Source organism: Streptomyces sp. NPDC051636 (assembly GCF_044453765.1).
Classification (GTDB): Bacteria; Actinomycetota; Actinomycetes; order Streptomycetales; family Streptomycetaceae; genus Streptomyces.
The window spans coordinates 1-18065 of sequence record NZ_JBITDA010000008.1; the positions used below are offsets into that span (position 1 = coordinate 1).

The 18065-nt window shown below is 70.2% G+C and carries 18 protein-coding genes and 5 pseudogenes; 9 read left to right on the forward strand and 14 right to left on the reverse strand.

The features are described from left to right. Positions 1–80: 80 nt before the first annotated feature. On the reverse strand, positions 81–890 hold the full coding sequence (locus tag ACIBBH_RS16640; RefSeq protein ID WP_399405136.1) for a hypothetical protein: 810 nt from the start codon (positions 888–890) through the stop codon (positions 81–83). Positions 891–1319: 429 nt separating this feature from the next. Beyond that, positions 1320–1823 (reverse strand): lamin tail domain-containing protein, encoded by a 504-nt coding sequence (locus ACIBBH_RS16645; RefSeq protein ID WP_399405138.1) that lies wholly within the window; start codon positions 1821–1823, stop codon positions 1320–1322. Between the two features lie 398 nt (positions 1824–2221). Between ACIBBH_RS16645 and ACIBBH_RS16650 the strand changes: the two are divergent. Both ACIBBH_RS16650 and ACIBBH_RS16655 read left to right on the forward strand, forming a co-directional pair. Continuing rightward, a pseudogene (locus ACIBBH_RS16650) lies at positions 2222–2506 on the forward strand (deaminase); the annotation flags it as partial. An 11-nt stretch (positions 2507–2517) separates the two neighbouring features. Continuing rightward, positions 2518–2702 (forward strand): annotated as a pseudogene (locus ACIBBH_RS16655) (IS701 family transposase); the annotation flags it as partial. A 291-nt stretch (positions 2703–2993) separates the two neighbouring features. Here ACIBBH_RS16655 and ACIBBH_RS16660 read toward each other — a convergent pair. Together ACIBBH_RS16660 and ACIBBH_RS16665 are read right to left on the reverse strand one after the other, a co-directional pair. After that, on the reverse strand, positions 2994–3389 hold the full coding sequence (locus tag ACIBBH_RS16660; protein WP_399405140.1) for a cupin domain-containing protein: 396 nt from the start codon (positions 3387–3389) through the stop codon (positions 2994–2996). Then, a complete protein-coding gene (locus ACIBBH_RS16665; protein WP_399405142.1) occupies positions 3386–4834 on the reverse strand; it encodes an MFS transporter in 1449 nt (482 codons plus the stop codon). Before ACIBBH_RS16665 ends, ACIBBH_RS16660 begins: the two co-directional genes overlap by 4 nt. A 58-nt stretch (positions 4835–4892) precedes the next feature. Here ACIBBH_RS16665 and ACIBBH_RS16670 point away from each other — a divergent pair, with 58 nt between their 5' ends. Both ACIBBH_RS16670 and ACIBBH_RS16675 read left to right on the forward strand, forming a co-directional pair. After that, positions 4893–5585 carry a TetR/AcrR family transcriptional regulator gene (locus ACIBBH_RS16670; RefSeq protein ID WP_399405144.1) on the forward strand — a complete coding sequence of 231 codons (693 nt, stop codon included), beginning with the start codon at positions 4893–4895 and terminating at the stop codon, positions 5583–5585. Positions 5586–6314: 729 nt separating this feature from the next. Further along, on the forward strand, positions 6315–6542 hold the full coding sequence (locus tag ACIBBH_RS16675) for a DUF5133 domain-containing protein (RefSeq protein WP_399405146.1): 228 nt from the start codon (positions 6315–6317) through the stop codon (positions 6540–6542). 279 nt (positions 6543–6821) lie between these two features. On the opposite strand, the pseudogene ACIBBH_RS16680 reads toward ACIBBH_RS16675, so the two are convergent. The 7 genes and pseudogenes from ACIBBH_RS16680 to ACIBBH_RS16710 form a co-directional block, all read right to left on the reverse strand. Beyond that, positions 6822–6949, reverse strand: a pseudogene (locus tag ACIBBH_RS16680) (IS5/IS1182 family transposase); the annotation flags it as partial. Between the two features lie 12 nt (positions 6950–6961). Continuing rightward, a pseudogene (locus ACIBBH_RS16685) lies at positions 6962–7079 on the reverse strand (transposase); the annotation flags it as partial. Between the two features lie 265 nt (positions 7080–7344). Next, positions 7345–7950, reverse strand: a complete 606-nt coding sequence (gene wrbA / locus ACIBBH_RS16690) for an NAD(P)H:quinone oxidoreductase (RefSeq protein ID WP_399405148.1) — start codon at positions 7948–7950, stop codon at positions 7345–7347. Between the two features lie 156 nt (positions 7951–8106). Then, positions 8107–8574: an ATP-binding protein gene (locus ACIBBH_RS16695; RefSeq protein WP_399405150.1), complete on the reverse strand. Its 468-nt coding sequence runs from the start codon at positions 8572–8574 to the stop codon at positions 8107–8109. Next, positions 8543–8770: a hypothetical protein gene (locus ACIBBH_RS16700; RefSeq protein WP_399405152.1), complete on the reverse strand. Its 228-nt coding sequence runs from the start codon at positions 8768–8770 to the stop codon at positions 8543–8545. Before ACIBBH_RS16700 ends, ACIBBH_RS16695 begins: the two co-directional genes overlap by 32 nt. A 144-nt stretch (positions 8771–8914) precedes the next feature. Continuing rightward, positions 8915–9235 carry a hypothetical protein gene (locus tag ACIBBH_RS16705; protein ID WP_399405538.1) on the reverse strand — a complete coding sequence of 107 codons (321 nt, stop codon included), beginning with the start codon at positions 9233–9235 and terminating at the stop codon, positions 8915–8917. Positions 9236–9977: 742 nt separating this feature from the next. Further along, positions 9978–11111, reverse strand: a complete 1134-nt coding sequence (locus ACIBBH_RS16710; RefSeq protein ID WP_399405154.1) for an FAD-dependent oxidoreductase — start codon at positions 11109–11111, stop codon at positions 9978–9980. A 140-nt stretch (positions 11112–11251) separates the two neighbouring features. On the opposite strand from ACIBBH_RS16710, the gene ACIBBH_RS16715 reads away from it, so the two are divergent. After that, complete coding sequence (locus ACIBBH_RS16715; protein WP_399405156.1) at positions 11252–11935, forward strand: TetR/AcrR family transcriptional regulator; 684 nt, start codon at positions 11252–11254, stop codon at positions 11933–11935. Between the two features lie 137 nt (positions 11936–12072). On the opposite strand, the gene ACIBBH_RS16720 is transcribed toward ACIBBH_RS16715, so the two are convergent. Further along, positions 12073–12315: a hypothetical protein gene (locus tag ACIBBH_RS16720; protein ID WP_399405158.1), complete on the reverse strand. Its 243-nt coding sequence runs from the start codon at positions 12313–12315 to the stop codon at positions 12073–12075. 67 nt (positions 12316–12382) lie between these two features. Next, positions 12383–12790 (reverse strand): annotated as a pseudogene (locus tag ACIBBH_RS16725) (GNAT family N-acetyltransferase); the annotation flags it as partial. Positions 12791–13138: 348 nt separating this feature from the next. Between ACIBBH_RS16725 and ACIBBH_RS16730 the strand changes: the two are divergent. Next, positions 13139–14320, forward strand: coding sequence for a serine hydrolase domain-containing protein (locus ACIBBH_RS16730; protein WP_399405160.1), 1182 nt, complete (start codon positions 13139–13141; stop codon positions 14318–14320). Positions 14321–14632: 312 nt separating this feature from the next. Here ACIBBH_RS16730 and ACIBBH_RS16735 read toward each other — a convergent pair whose 3' ends face one another. After that, positions 14633–15226, reverse strand: coding sequence for a TetR/AcrR family transcriptional regulator (locus ACIBBH_RS16735; protein WP_399405162.1), 594 nt, complete (start codon positions 15224–15226; stop codon positions 14633–14635). 58 nt (positions 15227–15284) lie between these two features. Between ACIBBH_RS16735 and ACIBBH_RS16740 the strand changes: the two genes are divergently transcribed. Genes ACIBBH_RS16740 through ACIBBH_RS16750 form a run of 3 tightly spaced genes read left to right on the forward strand, consistent with a single transcriptional unit; the run spans position 15285 to position 18051 of the window. Next, positions 15285–16235: a patatin-like phospholipase family protein gene (locus ACIBBH_RS16740; protein ID WP_399405163.1), complete on the forward strand. Its 951-nt coding sequence runs from the start codon at positions 15285–15287 to the stop codon at positions 16233–16235. Further along, the gene (locus ACIBBH_RS16745) at positions 16232–17713 is read left to right on the forward strand and encodes a flavin-containing monooxygenase (RefSeq protein ID WP_399405165.1); all 1482 of its coding nucleotides are present in this window, start codon (positions 16232–16234) and stop codon (positions 17711–17713) included. Before ACIBBH_RS16740 ends, ACIBBH_RS16745 begins: the two co-directional genes overlap by 4 nt. After that, positions 17710–18051 (forward strand): hypothetical protein, encoded by a 342-nt coding sequence (locus ACIBBH_RS16750; RefSeq protein WP_399405167.1) that lies wholly within the window; start codon positions 17710–17712, stop codon positions 18049–18051. Before ACIBBH_RS16745 ends, ACIBBH_RS16750 begins: the two co-directional genes overlap by 4 nt. Positions 18052–18065 lie beyond the last annotated feature (14 nt).

Below are 18065 nucleotides of genomic sequence, written 5' to 3' on the forward strand. Positions count from 1 at the left end.
CCGAAACAGCGTCCACAACTCGTCCGGCACCAACCGCTCCACCAGATCCGTCATGCACGGCTCAACGAGCGATCACACCATCAGAAACGACGTCTTAGCCGTTGGGCCTCTTTGGGCTCCCGTTCGATGCGAGTGTCGGAAGGGTCGGCCGTTGCCAGTGCGGTCCGAAGCACTTCCACCGCTACGTCTTCGGGGAGCACGCCGAGATGCAGTAACTGGGCACCGAGTTGGGACAGAGTGTCACGGGACGTCACCAGCACTCGGTGGAGGGGATGTCCCGGCAGCAGGGGCCGTACCTGCGAGGCATGGGAGGCGTTGTCCGCGACGATCAACAAGGCTCCCTGCTCGTCGCCCAGTTCGGCCAGTACGGAGCGGTAAAGGCCTGCCCGTGCGTCAGCACTTGTGGGAACGTGGTCGGGTGCGACTCCCAGAGCCGTGAGCAACTGCTCCAGCGCCTGTTCTGATGCGACCGGGACATCGTCATATCCGTGGAGATCGAGAAAGATCACTCCGGCTGGAAACAGACCGGCCTGCCGCGCCGCGTGAGCAGCTCGCAGGGCGAGAGCCGTCTTCCCGACTCCGCCGAGCCCCGCAACGGCCGATATGAGCACGGGGCCCTGGAACGAGGCAGCCGGGTCGAGTACGTCAAGCAGGGTGCGTAACTCGCCGTGACGACCGACGAAACCCCGCACCTGGGCGGGGAGGGACTGCAACGCGCGGGACGCGGCCGGAGCGTGATAGTGGTGCTCAATCTTCTTGCCCACCACCTCTCCGCGAAAGTGACCTGAACGAAAGTCGAGCAGATCCGTCCCGATGGTGGTGACGCCTTCACGTTTTACGCGGTCGCCGGCCTCGTCGCCGTCCGAAGTCGCATTCCCACTGTCCCGCATGATTCCATCATGGAGCCGAAAGCTTCCCCGGCCCACACTCTGCGCCGAAGTAAGCGCCCCCATGGAGTTCTGGCCCGGAGTTGGGGTCTGTACGGTCAACGGTGGTCTTCGAGCGGGAAGTAACACCTGATGACAGACGTGACCGTCCCGGCCGAGGCGGTGGAGGAAGTACACCCCGCGGAGCTGGAGCCGGATGCCCCGGGCGCCCGGTTGACCGGTCAGCTGGTGGATCGGGCCCTGGCCGACAGTGGCCACCGGGATCGGCCCGGTGGCCATCGACGTCCCTCACGACCGTGAGGGCGGCGTCGAGTCGCAGACCGTCAAGAAGCGGCAGCGCCGGCGGCTTGGCGTGGACGAGAGGGTACAGACACCAGGCGCACGGGAGCAGCTGTCATTGGTGTGGCCCGGGGCGCTCGCGGCGGCTGGTGGTCAGCCGTGGTAGGTGATGTAGCCGTTGCCGTCCGCGTCGTCGTGGGACGCGGTGTAGGAGTGCGTGTCGGCGTGGGCTCCGGAGGGCTTGTACAGGTAGATGGTGTCCTTGTCGTTGTTCCAGATGAAGTTGCAGTTCTGGCGGTAGACGACGTTGTTGGCGTCGGAGTCGGTGCCGCGGCCGCCGCGCAGCTTCACGTAGTCCCCGGGCTGCAGGTAGTGGTTGGCGGGGAAGGTGAAGCGGTTGCCGACGGCGTCCTTGACGACGTAGCCCTTGAGGTTGACGGTCGTGCTGCGCGAGTAGTTCTTGATCGTCAGGTACTCGTCCTTGGTGTTGCCGCCCGTGCACCGGTTGGAGTCCGTGCCAGGGGCGTTGTACTGCACGCCCTTGATCTTCAGGGCGGAGGTGTACTCGGTGGCGTGCGCCGGCGCGGCGGCGAGCACGGCGGTTATGGCGGCGGTGGCGGCGGTGGCGGCGGCTGCCAGGGTGGAGCGCGTGCGCATGAGGAATTCCCCCCTCGGTGGTGCGGATAGAGCGCTTGGAGCCTACACAGACAGCGGCCGTAAGGTGACGGCAGTGTGCGGGAAAGGTGAAGATTGGAGGTAGTGGGTCCCGATGGCACTCGGACCCGTAAGCAGCGTCAGTTGGTTTTCGCGGATATGTCCTGAATTGCCGGCAGGGTGTGGTCGGTGCTCGAGTGCGGCGCGGTGGGCGACCGGAGGCCTCGCGCGCGGTACGACGCCCCCGGCCCGGAAGACCGCTCCCTGCGCTCCCTGAACTGGAATGGACGGCGATCACCAACAACACCGCCACGACGTCGGTCCGGCCGGTCACGGACGCAGCGATGAGTTTCCCGGGTCGGAGAGTCTCACCACCGTTGTCGACAACCCAGGAGGAACCCGTGGCTCAGCTCCTCAGAGTCCAGACTTTCAACGTCTCGAGTGACGGAATCGGCGCCGGTGAGGACCAAAGCCTCGAGAGTCCGTTCGGCCACGCCCATCCCGAGAGGCTGTTCGCCTGGGCCGGTGCCACGGCAAGCTGGCCCATGCGCACCGACCCCGGGGGGAGCCGGGGCCTCGACGACTACTTCACGCGGGACCACGCACGCAACATCGGCGCCGAGATCACGGGCCGCAACAAGTTCGGGTCCCAGCGCGGGCCCTGGCACGACCATGAGTGGCGGGGCTGATGGGGCCACGAGCCCCCGGTTCCGCACCCCGTGCCGAACCGGGGGCCTGGCAGAAGCTCTCCGCCGGTGCCGGAGCCAAGGGGCACCGCCTCTACGACTGGGCCCCGGCCGATATCACCGACGACCAGCCGGCCACCGCCACCTGCTCGTCCGCCGCAACCGGCGCACCGGTGAAGTCGCCTTCCACCGCTGCTCCTACTCGTGATGCCGCAGGAGCGCCCCGGCCTGTACGGCCCCGGATCCCAGCCCGGACACCAGGCATCAGGGAGCAAGTAACCGGTCAATAGGTTCCGGGATTCGCTGCTCTGCCGTTTCCCGGCGCCGAGGCGCCCTTTGGGTTGTCCGGGTGAATGCCCTGAGAGGCGACGAGGGGCGGGTGTGCGACAGGAGCGGTCGCCGGAGAAGCTCTTGGTGAACTGGACGCTGGTGGAAGGCGACTGGAAGCTCGTGGCCCACAAGACCGGGGCGACGAGCCACATTCCGGTCAGCGAGTGCCGGTGCGCTTTTCGAGGCGGGTGCCGTGGCGAAAGGTGATCGACATCAGGTCGCTGGGAGCGTCCAGCTCCAGTCGGTGCCAGCGACCGCGGGGGACGATCACGGCGGTGCCCGCCTGCAACCGCACCATGTCCTCTCCGCCGCCGGGCCTGGTGGGACGGAAGTAGAGGCGGACGCCGCCGGTCAGACAGCACACCGCCTCCTCGGCCTCCGGGTGCATCTCCCAGTGGTCGGCGTGAACGTCGGCGTCGTTCTCCACGTGGAACGTCGCGATCTGCCAGGCACCGGAGTCGCTGCTCGTCATCCGCCGTTCGGCGACTCGGACGTCGCCGTCCGGGTGGATGTGCAGCGCCGAGGCGAACAGGTCGATGGGGGTCGTCGTCATGTTGGCGTTCCTTCCAGTCGGTTCTCTGCGGGGGCGGCGGGTCGCGGGTCAGGTGTTTCCGCCCGTGGGCGGGGCAGCACGCCGATCGCCACGGCCGCCGCGAGCACGAAGAGAGCGGCGGCGACGGCCAGGCCCAGGGCGTAGCCGTCGTTGAGCGCTGCGGGGTCGGTGGCCGTGCCGGTGCGGTGTGCGGCCATGGTGGCCAGGACGGACAGGCCGATGCAGCCGCCGAGTTGGCGGGAGCTGTTCATGAGGCCGGAGGCCATGCCGGCCTCGCGGGGGGCGACGCCGGTGGTCGCGGCGGCGACGATCGGGGCTATGACCAGTCCGACGCCGACACCGGTGATGATGCAGGGGCCGAGTACGTCGGTGAGGAAGCCGCCGTGGGGACTGATGAAGGCGAACCAGGCCAGGCCCGCGGCGGCCAGCAGGGCGCCGGGCACGAGGGACGCACGGGGGGTGCGTGCCGCAGTGACACGCGTCGCGACGAGGGCGCCCACGACCAGGCTCGCGGAGAAGGGCAGGAACGCGGCGCCGGTCGCTGCGGCCCCCATGCCCAGAACCTGCTGCATGTACAGGGACACGAAGTAGAACGCCGCGAACTGCCCGGCCGTGGAAAAGAACACCAGCACGTTGGCGCCGGCGACCCAGCGGCTGCGCAGCAGGCCGAGGCGCAACAGCGGTGCGGGAGCCCTGGATTCGGCGAAGACGAAGGCGGCCAGGAGTGTGGCCGCGGAGACGAGCATCGCCAACGGGGCCGGTGATCCCCACCCTTGGGCGTCGGTGCGGACGACACCGAGCACCAGCAACCCGACTCCACCGGTCGCCAGGACGGCACCGAGCACGTCCAGCCTCTCGCGCCGGGCGGGGTGCGCCTCGGCAGGCACGCCTGCGACAACCAGCGCGAGAGCCACCGCCACGATGGGCAGATTGATCAGCATCACCCAGCGCCAACCCGCGTACTCGGTCAGCAGCCCGCCCGCCAGCACGCCCAGCGCTCCACCCGTGGCGTTCACCCCGCTCCACACCCCGAGCGCGCGCACGCGCTGCGGCCCCTCGGTGAACGTGGTGGTGAGCATCGCCAGCGCGGCCGGCGCGGCCGCGGCGGCCCCCAGGCCCTGACCGGCGCGGGCGGCGATCAGTTGCCAGGGCGCCTGGGCCAGCCCGCCCGCCAGCGAGCACAGCCCGAATACGGCCAGGCCCAGCACGAACAGCCGACGCCGGCCGTACAGGTCGCATGCGCGGCCTCCCAGCAGCAGCAATCCGCCGAGCGTGAGCGCGTATGCGTGCACGACCCACGACAGTCCGAGCGGCGTGAACCCCAGCGCGGTTCGGATCGCGGGCAGTGCGACGTTGACCACCGACAAGTCCAGGGCGACGGCGAACTGTGCGACGGCCACCGCCCCCAGCACCACTCCGGGGCGCCTTCGTAAGTTTCTATACATGTAAGAAAAGTAGCCGCAGAGGATCGCCGTTGTCGAGGCCTGGGGGATGATGGGGGGCATGCCGCAACCGTCTCCACCGCGTAAAAATCTCGGCCGACCTCCCCGTATCTCCCGTGAGCAGGTCATCGGGACGGCCCGCCGGATCGTGACCGCGGAAGGCGTGGACCGGCTGACCATGCGGAGGCTGGCCACAGAGATCGGCAGTACGCCGATGGCGCTCTACCACCACGTCCGCAACAAGGAAGAACTGCTCGTCCTGCTGCTGGACGACTACGCCGCGCGGACGCTGCACCGACCGGAACTGCCCGTCCAGCCTCGGGAGCGGATCGTCGTCGCCGCCGCCGCGATCCACGAGGCGCTCGCCGCCTGCCCCTGGATCGTGGAGGTGCTGACCGCCGACGACCTGATGTCCGCATCAGCCCTGTGGTTCGTCGAGCAGATCGTCGATGGCCTGGTGGAATGCGGCCTGCCTCCCGAGCGGGCCGTACACGGGTACCGCGCGATCTGGTACTACACCGCCGGAGAGATCGTGGTGCGGACGACAGCGGCCCGGCGGCGCGCAGACGATGACCGTGCGACCTACCGGGAGCGAGTCTTCGCCGATCTCGACGCGAGCGAGCTACCCCGCTTGGCACAGGTCGCGGACCACTGGGCGCCGCTGACCGCCGAGGACACCTACCTGGATGGGCTCCGAGCCCTGGTGGACGGCCTCGTCAGTGTCGGCAACCCGCCTCGAACATCAACGTCGTAGAGCGGTACTTCCGTTTGGCTGTTGGTATGTGCCGACCTGGGTTTTCTCCCGCACCACCCCGCGCCCCCTGCCCGCCGGCACTGCGGGCGGGGGTACGTCGGCGAGGGCGAGTGTCTGGTCGGGATGACCAGGCCGCTGCCCAGGCCGGCGAGCAGGAGGGGGGCCGAGGACGTACAGCCGGACGTCGCCGCCCGGGAGGTGGCTGACCACGGCGGCGGCGGCCCCGAGTCCGAGCGCCACGGCGACGATCCCGGCAACCACCATGGGCCGGCCGAAGCGGGGCAGGGCCCGCCCGCCCAGGGTGGAGGTGAGCGCGGAGCCGAGAGCGAACGGCAGGCCGGTAGCGCCGCCCTCCAGGGCCGAGTAACCCGTGGCCCTGCTGCAGACAGAGCGTCAGGACCAGCAGCGGACCGGTGTAGCCGGCGAAGTACACGGATCCGACGGCGCTTCCGGTGCCGAAGGAGCGGGCGCGCAGCAGGGCGAGGCCGACCAGCGGATCGCGTCCCGCGCGCGCAGGTGGGGTATTTCCACGTGATGGCCTCCCACGCTCAAAGAGACACGCGCTGGGCGTGCCGGCTCCGGAGGTGACGGGCGCTACGGCCGTAGTGACTGAACCCGTCGCTGACACTTCGCCCCGGCTGCCTGCCCGAACGCACAGGTATGGCGGCCCGGACGCCGGGTAATGGGGCCGATGTACAACCCCCGTGACTGGAAAGCGGGAAGACCTAGATGCTCATGGCACACCCCGCCGTCCTGCGGAACCTGATTGAGCAGTACGACGCACTGCGCATCCTGCACGCCGAAGACGGCAGCCCGGAGGTCCGTCAGCGCATGGACGACATCGCATACACGCTGTGTGTGGCTACCGGCACCCGCGACATCGACGCCGCCCTCATCGCCGCCCGACACCAACTGCCCGGCGCCCGCCCGCACGACGACTCCCTCATCCCAACCTGAGCCCGAGGCGGCGGTCCTGTCGTAACGAGTGGCGACGCCACGGAAGCCCGGGAGCACTGAGCCGAAGGTGAAGGTCACGAAGGGACGGGCGGGATGGACGGTGCGGAGGGGCCGGGGACCGGGGCCCGCTCGCTTCGTTCTGCGCGTCGCCCGGGGTCGCCGCGCCACGCCGCAGTCAGCGCGGCGACGACAGGCGGGGAATGTCGGCGGGGGAGAGGCCAGGCCGGACGCGGTGCCGGCGTGCGGGACGGCGCCACCGGCCGGAGGCGCCGCGGGCGACGTCGACGCCGGACCTGTCAGTCTCCCCCTTTGGGGGCGCGCATGTTCACCGCGTCGATCGCGCACGGCGACCAGTCCGGTTCCCCGCGCGAGCCGAGCTCGTCCAGGACCGGGCGGTGCGGTTGAGCCGGCCGAAGACGGGGGAGTTGCTGCCAGTTGCAGCCGTCGTGGCCACGAAGATGATCGCCGACAGGACTTCCCGGTCACCGTGCGGCGCCGCCCGGCACCTTGAGGCCGCGACGGCGCCTCCGGTACCACCGACTGGAAGAGCGTCTGGAGGAAGAGACCGGCTGCGACCGCTCAGGGACCACAGAACAGAAGGAAGCGCCCGGCACTCGCCAGATGCACACCGGCGAAGCGGAGCGGCCGGCCGCCTGGCCGGTCAGCTGCTCAAAGACTGGCCGGTCAGCTGCTCAAAGAAAGGGTGGCCGCTTCCAGTCGTCAACGCGCTGTCGTGCGATCACCGAGTCGATCTTCATCGGCATGCTGGAGCACCTCACCAGGGGGAGTCTGTCCGTGCTGGTCAGGCATCGCGGCCGGCCTTGAGGAAGGCCGCGGTGTCGACGACGCGGCGGGCCTGAAAGCGGGCTGCCTGCAGGGCCACCTCACCGGGCGGGCCGTCGGCGGCCACGTAGGAGGTGCCGTAGGGGTTGCCCGACTGGAACTGGACGGGGTCGGTGTAGCCGGGGGGCACGATGATGCCGCCCCAGTGGTAGAACGTGTTCGCCAGCGCCAGCAGGGTGGATTCCTGCCCGCCGTGGGCGGTGTTGGAGGCGGTGAAGGCCGAGTACACCTTGTCCGCGAGCTTGCCCTGGAACCACAGGGGGCCGGTGGTGTCGATGAATGCCCTGAGCTGGCTGGCGGGGTTGCCGAAACGGGTGGGGGTGCCGAAGAGCACCGCGTCGGCCCACTCCAGGTCGTCGTGGCCGGCCTCGGCGATGCCGGCGGTGTCCTGCAGGTGCCGGGCCCACTCCGGCCTGGCGCTGACCGCCTCCGGCGGGGCCGTTTCGGCGACCTTGCGCAGTCGGACGTCGGCGCCGGCCTTCTCGGCTCCCTCGACGGCGGCTTGCGCCAGGGCATGTATGGTCCCGGTGGAGCTGTAGTAGATGATCGCGACGTTCACGGACATGATCGGTTCCTTCCTGTGCGGGTCTGATCAGTACGACGAGAGAGCGCCGCGAGATGTGAGGCGAGGTGCCGTCCTCACAGTTCGATGCGCCGGCTCGTCGCAAGTCGTAAGGGGGTGACGCAGAGCGTCCTGGGGAGCGCTCGCAGCCCTGCGAACTCAGCCGGCTCGCGGGCCGATGACCGACGCGTTCGCGCAGGTGGTTGACGCGTGGCTGCGGACGGACTCGTCGGCGACGCGCTGGTCTACATGCCCTGTGCCGCCTCGAAGCTGGCCTGCACGGTGCGGCCGCCGCGCACCCGGGCGTGCGCGGTGAGCCTGGTGCCGTGGGCGGTGGCGGCCTCGCATGATGGAAAGACCCAGTACCTGGTGACCGTCGTCGGCCGTGCGGTGCAGGTGCTGGAAAGGTTCGAAGAGTTCGTCGACCTTTTCCGGCGGGACGACCGGGCCCGTGTTGGCGATGCGCGGCAGGACCGTGCCGTGGCTGCGCCCGGTGCTGATCTCCACGTTGCCCCGGGGCACGTTGTAGTGCAAGGCGTTGTCGCACAGGTTGGCCACCAGCCGGTCGACCGACGCCGGGTCGATTTCCACATCCTCACGGCCGCGAACCTCCAGCGTTCGCGCCACACCGACGCCAGTCGAACGGCTCGCCGCGGTCGCGTACGTGGGCGCGGCCGGCCAGGGTCAGCAGCGACTCCGGCAGCCGGGTGCGCTGGTCGTTGATGGCCAGCAGCCGTTCGAAGTTGGCGCGGAACCACGTCACGTCCGCAGCCGGGTCGATGAGTAGCTCCTCGAGCAGCGCGTGCTCGACCTGGTCGAACATTGCTCGTCAACGGACACGGCCCACGCTGTGGCCCGCGGCCACCGCACGATCTTCAGGAGTCCACACCACCCGGTGATCACGCGATGGCCGTACCCATGCCAGCCCTGCTCCCGCGTCGCTTCGGGTGCGACGCGACGCTGTTCCCTATGCGGTGCCGGGACCGTCGAGGAAGCGAAGCAGCACGGCGGCCTCCGCGCGGAGCTGCGCGGCCCGGTCAGCGTGCGCGGGCGCGGTCAACTGCGCTGCAACCTCCAGTCGCTCGGCGGCCTCGGCGCGCACGACATCCACCACACTGCGCTCGCTCAGCTCACGCCGCGCTGCTTCGGTGGCGCCGACACCAACGGGCGACTGCTCAAGGGCCAAGCCGCGGAGCTCAGCTTCGTCCACGGGCACCGCCTCGGCGTTGTCCAGCGCAGCAAGTGTTGCGCGCAGGGCGCTCACCGCGGCCCTGTCACGGGCGCGCATCGCTTCCCGCAGTGCTTGACGCATACGAAGACGTAAAGACATGCCGGTGACCTTATGGCGGCGTCCCTGAACCGACAACGCGATATACGTGCAGCACTGATGGCGATTCCTGAAAATGGCTCTGCCCGAAGGTGATGCTGGGACCAGCGGGTCGAGCGTGTAGAAGACGGCGTTGAACGGCGGTGCCTTTCCCGCTTTATGGCACTCTCGGCTTATCGCAGATCCAGGCTGCCTGTGATGCGGGCACCGGTGAGGCGGAGTGCCGGGCGGTCACCCTGGGCGGGCTGGGCGCCGGCGCCCGGCAACAGCGCCTCGATGACGTCCGCCCGTACCGCGTATCCAGCCGATGACGTGCCGTCGCGGACATCGACGGCAGTGCCCCCGCGAGAAGGAGTTCCACAACTGACGCTCAGCGGCACGGAGTTCATCGCCGGCGACCGGCTCGCGCGGGGCGGCGTCCTCAATGGCGGCGAGGTCCTCGGTGGACAGTGCGACGTCGGGAGCCGGGTGTGGCCGCTGCCAGGGTGGGTTTTCCTGGGCAGCGACCGTCATCCTGGCGTCGGGCCCCGGGACGGTGTCGAGTCACCCGCTCTCGCAGGCACGCGGGACGGCGGTGATGGCGTCGGCGTGCGGGTGTCCGGCCCGGTCGAACCGGCCCGGTCGAACCGGTCCGAGTGGCAGGGGCAAGGGCAGGGACGCCGGCGGCTTCCGGTTGACGGGCCGGTGCCCGAGCGGCTGTGGTTCACCCGGCCTGCTCGTGGTCGGTGAAGAAGTCCACGAGGCTGTGCGGTGCGTTGTCGCCGAGGCAGAGCTCGTGGACGCGGACGGCTTCGGTGGCGGCCGCGGCGCTGCGGGGGAACAGCGCCTGCTCGTATTCGGTGAGCGCGGCCTCGACGTCATCGGGGTGCGCGGCGATGGCCTTGCCGAGTTCGGCGCCGTCGTACATGGCCAGGTTGGCGCCTTCGCCGGACGGGATCATGAGGTGGGCGGCGTCGCCGAGCAGGGTCACTCCCGGCACCCGATCCCACCGGTGCCCGATCGGCAGCGCGTTGAGGGTGCGCAGGACCGGTGCGGTCTCACCGTCGGTGATCAGCGCGGTGAGCTCCGGTGCCCAGCCGTCGAACTCCTGCACGATCCGCGCGGTGGCCGCGGCTGCATCGGTGAAATCGATACCGGCGAACCAGTCCTGCGGCTTGGAGAGCGTCACGTAGGTGTGGAGGGTGCCGCCGCTCTCCCGGTGAGCCTGGATCCCCTTCCCCGGCGCGAGCGCGAACAGCGCCCCGCCGCCGACCGCTTTCGCGCTGGCCGGGTGCCGGGTGTCGCTGTCGAAGAGATAGGTCTCGATCAACGATGTGCCGACGTACTCGGGTATGGCGTCGGAAAGCAGCGGCCGGACCCGTGACCACGCGCCGTCCGCGCCGATCAGCAGGCTCGTGACGACGGTGGTGCCGTCGGCGAAGGTCACCTCGTGGCGGCTGTCACCGAGGGCGCGGACACGGCTGACCTTGTGGCCCCACCGGACGGTGCCGACGGGTAGTGAGTCGAGCAGGATCTGTCGCAACTCACCGCGCTGCACCTCTGGGCGTCCACCCGTGCCGTCGTCGGGTTCGTCAAGCAGGACGGTCCCGTCCCGGTCGAGGACCCGCGTCGCCTCGCGGCCCTCCAGGATGAGGCCGCGGAACTCGTCGATCAGGCCTGCCGCCTGGAGAGCCGGTTGGCCGTTGTGGTCGTGGATGTCGAGCATCCCGCCCTGCGTGCGCGCCGTCGGTGAGGGCTCCGCCTCGTAGATGGTCGCCGGGATGCCGTGGACGTGCAGGACCCGGGCCAGTGTGAGTCCGCCGAGGCCGGCGCCGATGATCGTGACGTCAGTGGTCATGGTGATTCCTTGCGTGTCGCCCGCCCACCGGATGGACACCCGGCAGGTCCCTCTGGAACGTTGTTCCAACGACAGCCTGGAACGGCGTTCCAGAGATGTCAAGCCGGAACGGGGTTCCAGGCGTGTGCCAGGATGTACGCATGGCCACCAGGACGCGTCGTCCAGAGAGACGAGGGGAACCGCTCTCCCGGGAGCGCATCGTCGAGGCCGCGATCGACCTTCTCGACACGGCGGGCGAAGGCGGACTCACATTCCGCGCACTGGCCGAGCGCCTCGCCACCGGGCCCGGTGCGATCTACTGGCATGTCACGGGCAAGGACGAACTCCTCAATGCCGCCACCGACGCCGTCGTCGCCGGCACCATGACCGCCGACACCGCCGGTACAACGCCGCAGGAGGCGATCCGTGCCCTCGCGCTCGGCGTGTTCGACGCGATCGACGCCCACCCGTGGATCGGCGCGCAACTCGCCCGCGCCCCGGCGCAGAAACCGCTGCTGCGGGTCTTCGAACACATCGGACGCCAGGTCCAAGCGCTCGGAGTACCCCACACCGCCCAGTTCACCGCCGCATCCGCGCTGCTGAACTACATCCTCGGAGTGGGCGGACAGAACGCAGCCAACGCCCGCGGACACCAGCCGGCGACAAGCCGGACCGAGTTCCTCAACACCGTTTCCGCCGCATGGGCAAACCTCGATCCGGACGAGTACGCGTTCACCCGAAACGTCGCAGACCAACTACGCGACCACGACGACCGAGCAGAGTTCCTCGCCGGCATCGACCTCATCCTCACCGGCATCACCGCTCACCAGTGGCCGACCGGCTGACCCCGACCGTCACAGCCGGTCCCCTGGCTGTCGCTGAGGTATGCGAACACGGCCACGCGGTCAGTGGTCAGCCTGACCCGGACCGATCGCCACCGAGTTGGGGTCCGGTCGGCTCAGAGCCCGATGGAGCCGTCGGCTCAGTCCGGCAGTCCCCACGGCTTCGCATCGCCGACGGCCGGCACGTCACGCGGATCCCGGTCCGGGCCGGTGCCGCGCGGGAGAACGACGGCCGATTCCACCCGGCCGAGCGGGATCCGAAGACGACCGCGCGCTGATTCCCGGTATCGCAGCCGCCGTCCACGCTCGTCCCGTACGTCGATGGCGCCGTCGATGCCGTGCTGCAGCACGAGCGGGGCGCCGGCCTGGCTGTGGACGCGCACCCATCGGGTCCGGCCGCCTGACCGGTTCGCGTCGAACCTTGGCTCCCATGCGTAGCCCGCCGGGCCCTCATTCCGGCGGCGGTGTGGTGATCCGCTTCTCGAACCAGTGGTGGGCGTACGGCTCGTCGTTGAAGGCGGGGATCTCCTGGAAGCCAGAGGAGTGGTACAGGCCGATCGCGGGGGTGAGCACCTTATTGGTGTCCAGGCGCAGTACATCGCGGCCATGCTGGGCGGCCCGCGTCTCCAACTCCGCCAGGAAACGGCGGCCGAGGCCGAGCCTGCGAGCGTGTGGCGCGACCCACATGCGTTTGATCTCCGCCGGGGCGCCGGGCGGCAGCTTCAGACCGGCGCAGCCGACGGGCTCGCCCTGCAGCCGCGCGACCATGAACAGGCCATGCGGCGGCCGGAGTTCGCCGGCGTCGGGCAGCAGGCTCCGCGCGGGGTCGAAGCCGGCCGCGAAACGCTCGTGCAGTTCAGGATGGCAGCTCGTCCACGAGGCCAGCCGGGCGCTGGACAGGCCGGCAGAAGGGGCTTCGTCCGGCTGGAGCCCTTCCGTTCCTGGGCAGCGGCCTCTATGGCCGGCGGGCCCCTCGACCAAAGCCGGAGCTCGGCGGAGTAGTCGGCCCGGACGTCACCCAGGCAGTCGGGCTCGGCGACAGTGCCGTCCAGCTCGCCCCGGCGGTGCCGGCTGGGCCGAGAACCGTCACACCGCGCCCGGCAGGTCGACGCCAGACGGGTGACCGCCCGCGCTGGGGGATATCCCCATTCCGATCCTGGGGTACGCCGGATCGCGCCCCGTTGGGGGCGAAACTAGCGTTCAGCCATGACTTCGACCCTGCGAAAGCACCTCGCCATGGCACTCGGTGCCGCTACGCTGCTCGCCGCCGAGGTGGCCACCGCCGTCGCCCAGCCCGCCGGTCCCTCCCCTGTGGAGCAGTTGCGCCAGGACACCGAGGCGATCCACGCCCTCGGTATCAGCGGTGTGCAGGCCCGCGTGATCGCGCCTGACGGTCGGCAGTCGGTCGCCACCAGCGGCACCGCAGACCTGAACACCGGCCGCCCGGTCCCTCCCGACGGCTACTTCCGCATGGCCAGCACGTCCAAGACGCTGGTCGCCACCGTGGTCCTCCAACTGGAGGCCGAGGGCAGGCTGTCCCTGGACGACACGGTCGACCACTGGCTGCCAGGAGCGGTGCAGGGCAAAGGCAACGACGGCAGCCGGATCACCGTCCGCCAACTGCTCGAACACACCAGTGGTATCCACGACGACCTGCCCGGATACACCACGCCGGAGGAGTACTACCAGCAGCGCCACGACGTCTACGGCCCCGAGCAGCTCGTTGCCCGCGCCATGGTCCACGCGCCGGACTTCCCGCCAGGCGAGGGCTGGGAGTACTCCAACACCGGCTACGTCCTGCTCGGCATGATCATCCAGACGGCCACCGGTCACCCCGCCCACCAGGAGATCGAAGACCGTATCCTGCGCCCGCTCGGCCTCGACCACACCCGGTGGGCCGGCACCTCGCCCACCCTGCCCCGGCCGCACGCCGAGGCCTACCAGCTCTTCGGCCCGGGTTCCGTGGTGGACGTCACCGACCAGATACCGGTGGACTACGAGAACCTTTCGTTCGTCACGACCACGCGGGACGAGAACGGCTTCCTCCGCGCGCTGCTCGCGGGCCGCCTGCTACCGAAGCGGCGGCTGGCCGAGATGAAGCAGACCGTCCCCGTGAGCGCGGAGGTCCAACAGCTGTGGCCCGGCGGCCGATACGGGCTCGGCCTGGTCGAACGCCCCCTGACCTGCGGAGGAACCTACTGGAGCCACGAGGGCGGGGACGGCGGCTACATCACCCTCAACGGCGTCACCGACGACGGCAGGCGAAGTGCCGTGGTCTCCATGTCCGAGGCACGCGGCGACACCCCGGAGCACATACTGGACCAGGAGAACGCGGCCAGCGCCCTGATCGACCACGCACTGTGCGCCGGCGGCCCCAGCACCCCCTGAGCGGAGGCGCCGTCGCGGTGGCCGGAGGGCGGTTGAGTGACCGTCACGAGCAATCAGTCGGCGACGGGCATCGACGACCAGTCCTACTTCGTCAAGACGCGCTCCACCCCGGCCCACTGGCTGTACAGCGAGCCCCACTGTGCGGCGCGCCAAAGGCCGTCCGCAGGGGGTCCGGGTCGGCGACGGCTCCGTGAGCGGTGCAACGCCCCAGCGCTCCCTCGGCAACACGGCTTTCGCGCCGATCGCCCCGCTCGCCTACGAGCCGACCCTTGCAGCCGGGTGCCCGCACCGTCAGCGCAAGCATGGGCACCCTCAGGGGCGCCCGCTTATGACGCTGCGCAGCAGGTCGACGATGGGCTGCACCGGGACGGTCGGGTCGAAGGCGCGCTGGACGCCGAGCCCGATGCCGAGGCTGAGCAGGGTCAGGGCGGCGGTGTCGGCGGGCAGGGTAAGGGTGATGCCGAGTTCGTCCGCCTGTGCCCGGATCAGGTCCGCGAGCGTGTCGGTGACGGTGCGCCGACGCTGGGCGAGCAGCTCGCACACCTGCTTGTCGCGGCGGTTGGCGGTGGCGAACTCGACTTCCAGCGAGGTCCACGAGCTGTCGCCGATGGTCTCGTCGGCCCAGCGGGCGAATCCCGCGATCCGGTCCTCGAAGCGGGGGGCTCCGCCCATCGCGGCGGCCAGCTGTGTCACCTGTTCCGCGGTGATGCGGTCGAGCACGGCCAGGCACAGCTCGTTCTTGGTGGCGAAGTTGGAGTACACCGCCCCCTTCGAGTAGCCCGCCGCCTCGGCGACACGCTCCATTGACGTCGCCGTGAAGCCGTCGCCCAGGAAGAGCGCGTACGCGGTGTCGAGGACGTGTTCGCGGGTGCGGGCCTGGCTCTCGGCCCGGGTCAGTCTTGCCACCCCGCGAGGATACCGCTAGCTTTCGGATTCCCTTGGAATTCAAATACTGGGAGAATCCATGGCCGGGTGTCAACGACGTGGGCTGGTCGTCGGGTGCGGCGGCACCCTCGGCTTCGCATGGGCGGTTGCGGCGCTGGCCGCGGTCGAGGAGCAGCTCGAATGGGATGCCCGCACGGCAGAGGTGCTGGTGGGGACGTCGGCCGGGGCGGAGGTCGTGTCCGCGCTCGGGTCCGGCCGGTCGGTCTCCGACCTGCTCGCGGCACTGCAGGGCCGGTCCGACGCGGACCCGCTGCTTCTGCGGCACGTCGGAGCGCACCCGGGCGCCCTGCCACCGGTCCCGTGGCCAGGACTGCCGGGCGCCGGGCTGACGGCGGCGGCAGCCCGGGGCCGTGTCCCGCTCGGGTCGGGGCTGCTCGGCCTCCTGCCGCGCGGCCGTGGGGATGCGGGGTGGCTGCGGGCCTTCGGCACCGCACTGGCGGACGGCCACACGTGGCTCGCCTCGTCACGTACGTGGTTGGCGGCGACCGAGACGCGCTCCGGCAGACGGGTCGCGTTCGGTTCGCCCGACGCCCCGGTCGCCGACATCGGCAGCGCGATAGCCGCGTCGTGGGCGATCCCGGGCTGGTTCCCTCCCGTACGGATCGACGGGCGCGCCTACCTCGACGGCGGGGTGCTGTCGCCGACGTCGGCCGACCTCGTTGCCCCGCTCGGCCTGGACGAGGTGGTGATCGTCGCCCCGATGGCGACGTCCGGGGGCGTGCCCGCCACCGGGCTGAGCCGCCTCGAACGCGTCGCCAGGCGCTGGATGACCCGGACCCTCGACGCGGAGGAACACCTGCTTCGGGCAGCGGGGACCCGCGTCGTCCGGATCGAGCCCGGCGCCGAGGAACTGGCCGTCATGGGCTTCAACTTCATGGACGTCGCCCGCCGCCCGGCCACCCTCGACGTCTCCCTGCGTACCGCGCCCGACCGTGTCAAGCGAGCCATCGACAGGAGCACCACGGCATGAGCGCCCATTTCGAGGTCGTCGTCATCGGTGCGGGCATCTCCGGGGTCGGCGCGGGGGTCCGGTTGCGCGAAGCCGGGATCCGGGACTTCCTGATCATCGAGGCCGCCGACGACTTCGGCGGCACGTGGCGGGCCAACACCTATCCGGGCTGCCAGTGCGATGTGCCGTCCCGGCTCTACAGCTATTCGTTCGCGCCGAACCCGGACTGGACGAGGGTGTACGCGCATCAGCCGGAGATCCTCGCCTACGTGAAAGGGGTCGCCGACCGGCACCGGCTGCGCGAGCACACCCGGTTCGGCGTGCGCATGACCGAGGCGCGCTGGCAGCCCGACGCGGCACGGTGGCGGATCAGCACCAATGCCGGCGAGTTCACCGCCCGGTTCCTGATCGCCGGTGCCGGGCCGTGGAACGAGCCTCTCATCCCCGATATCCCGGGCCTTGCGGAGTTTCCCGGCGAGGTGTTCCACTCCGCGCGCTGGGACCACGACTACGACCTGCGCGGCAAGCGGGTCGCGGTACTCGGCACCGGGGCATCGGCCGTGCAGTTCGTCCCGGCCATCGCCCCGCAGGTCGACCGTCTCCACGTGTTCCAGCGCACTGCCCAGTGGGTGCTGCCCAAGCCGGACCATCGCATACCGAAGGCCGAGCGGTGGGTGATGCGGCACGTGCCCGGCGCCCGGGCCGCGGTGGCCGCGGTGGAGTACCGGGCCATGGAGATGCTGGGCCGCGGATTCCGCCGGCCCCAACTGCTGCGCGGCGTACAGGCCGTGGCATGCGCACACCTGCGCGCCACCGTCCGGAACCGTGAACTGCGCCGCAAGCTGACCCCCGACTACACCATCGGCTGCAAGCGCATCCTGTTCTCCAACCACTACTACCCGGCCCTGACCCGCCCGAATGTGGACGTGCACGCCTGCGCCGTCCGCACGGTCGACGGCACCACCGTGCTCGGCGCCGACGGCAGCAGCGCCGAAGTGGACGCGATCATCCTGGGCACGGGCTTTCACATCCTCGACATGCCCCTGTCGAACCTCATCCACGACGGCGCCGGACGTTCCCTCGCCGACCACTGGCAGGGCTCCCCCGAGGCGTACCTCGGCACCGTCACCGCCCGGTTCCCCAACGCGTTTCTGCTTCTCGGTCCCGGGCTGGGCACCGGACACAGCTCCGCGTTCACCATCCTCGAAGCCCAGCTCGATCTCGCCTTCGGCGCGATCCGCTCAGCACGCGCCGAGGGGTGGGCGTCGGTCGAGGTACGCCGAGACGTGCAGACCGCCTACAACACCGAACTGCAGGCCGCCCTCGCGGGCACCGTCTACAACACCGGCGGATGCCGGAGCTACTACCTCGACGCCAATGGCCGCAACAGCTTCAGCTGGCCCTGGTCCACCAGTCGGCTCCGCACACAGGTGGCACGCTTCGACGCCCGCGACTTCACCGTCGTCCACCCCACCGACCGGCAGGAGCTCATCCCATGAGATTCCCCGCCATCGACATGCGGGGCGCCGACATCGCCGTCACCGGCGCCGCACGCGGCTCGGACTCGCGCCACCGCGAAGGCGTACGTCCCCCAGGGGCCCACGTCACGCTCGGAGACCTCGACGGCGACCTGGCCCGGCAGGCCGCCTACAGCAGAGACGATCTCGTGATCTCGACCCCGCCGGACCAAGAACGCGAACCCTCCAACTGGGGACGAAGCGTGTGGTGCGGTGCGCATCCCAGCCGGCCGGTCACGTTGAGCGGCTTTCAGGGCACGATACCCTCTCGCATGCGGCGCGCTGTCGCAGCAGGACGCACCGACCGCATAGGGATGTGAGACAGGGTTGCGAC

Coding starts and splice junctions, on each gene's coding strand:
- ACIBBH_RS16640 (WP_399405136.1), bottom strand. CDS start 890: ATGCGGGACAGTGGGAATGCGACTTCGGACGGCGACGAGGCCGGCGAC.
- ACIBBH_RS16645 (WP_399405138.1), bottom strand. CDS start 1,823: ATGCGCACGCGCTCCACCCTGGCAGCCGCCGCCACCGCCGCCACCGCC.
- ACIBBH_RS16660 (WP_399405140.1), bottom strand. CDS start 3,389: ATGACGACGACCCCCATCGACCTGTTCGCCTCGGCGCTGCACATCCAC.
- ACIBBH_RS16665 (WP_399405142.1), bottom strand. CDS start 4,834: ATGTATAGAAACTTACGAAGGCGCCCCGGAGTGGTGCTGGGGGCGGTG.
- ACIBBH_RS16670 (WP_399405144.1), top strand. CDS start 4,893: ATGCCGCAACCGTCTCCACCGCGTAAAAATCTCGGCCGACCTCCCCGT.
- ACIBBH_RS16675 (WP_399405146.1), top strand. CDS start 6,315: ATGCTCATGGCACACCCCGCCGTCCTGCGGAACCTGATTGAGCAGTAC.
- wrbA (WP_399405148.1), bottom strand. CDS start 7,950: ATGTCCGTGAACGTCGCGATCATCTACTACAGCTCCACCGGGACCATA.
- ACIBBH_RS16700 (WP_399405152.1), bottom strand. CDS start 8,770: ATGTTCGACCAGGTCGAGCACGCGCTGCTCGAGGAGCTACTCATCGAC.
- ACIBBH_RS16705 (WP_399405538.1), bottom strand. CDS start 9,235: ATGCGCGCCCGTGACAGGGCCGCGGTGAGCGCCCTGCGCGCAACACTT.
- ACIBBH_RS16710 (WP_399405154.1), bottom strand. CDS start 11,111: ATGACCACTGACGTCACGATCATCGGCGCCGGCCTCGGCGGACTCACA.
- ACIBBH_RS16715 (WP_399405156.1), top strand. CDS start 11,252: ATGGCCACCAGGACGCGTCGTCCAGAGAGACGAGGGGAACCGCTCTCC.
- ACIBBH_RS16730 (WP_399405160.1), top strand. CDS start 13,139: ATGACTTCGACCCTGCGAAAGCACCTCGCCATGGCACTCGGTGCCGCT.
- ACIBBH_RS16740 (WP_399405163.1), top strand. CDS start 15,285: ATGGCCGGGTGTCAACGACGTGGGCTGGTCGTCGGGTGCGGCGGCACC.
- ACIBBH_RS16745 (WP_399405165.1), top strand. CDS start 16,232: ATGAGCGCCCATTTCGAGGTCGTCGTCATCGGTGCGGGCATCTCCGGG.
- ACIBBH_RS16750 (WP_399405167.1), top strand. CDS start 17,710: ATGAGATTCCCCGCCATCGACATGCGGGGCGCCGACATCGCCGTCACC.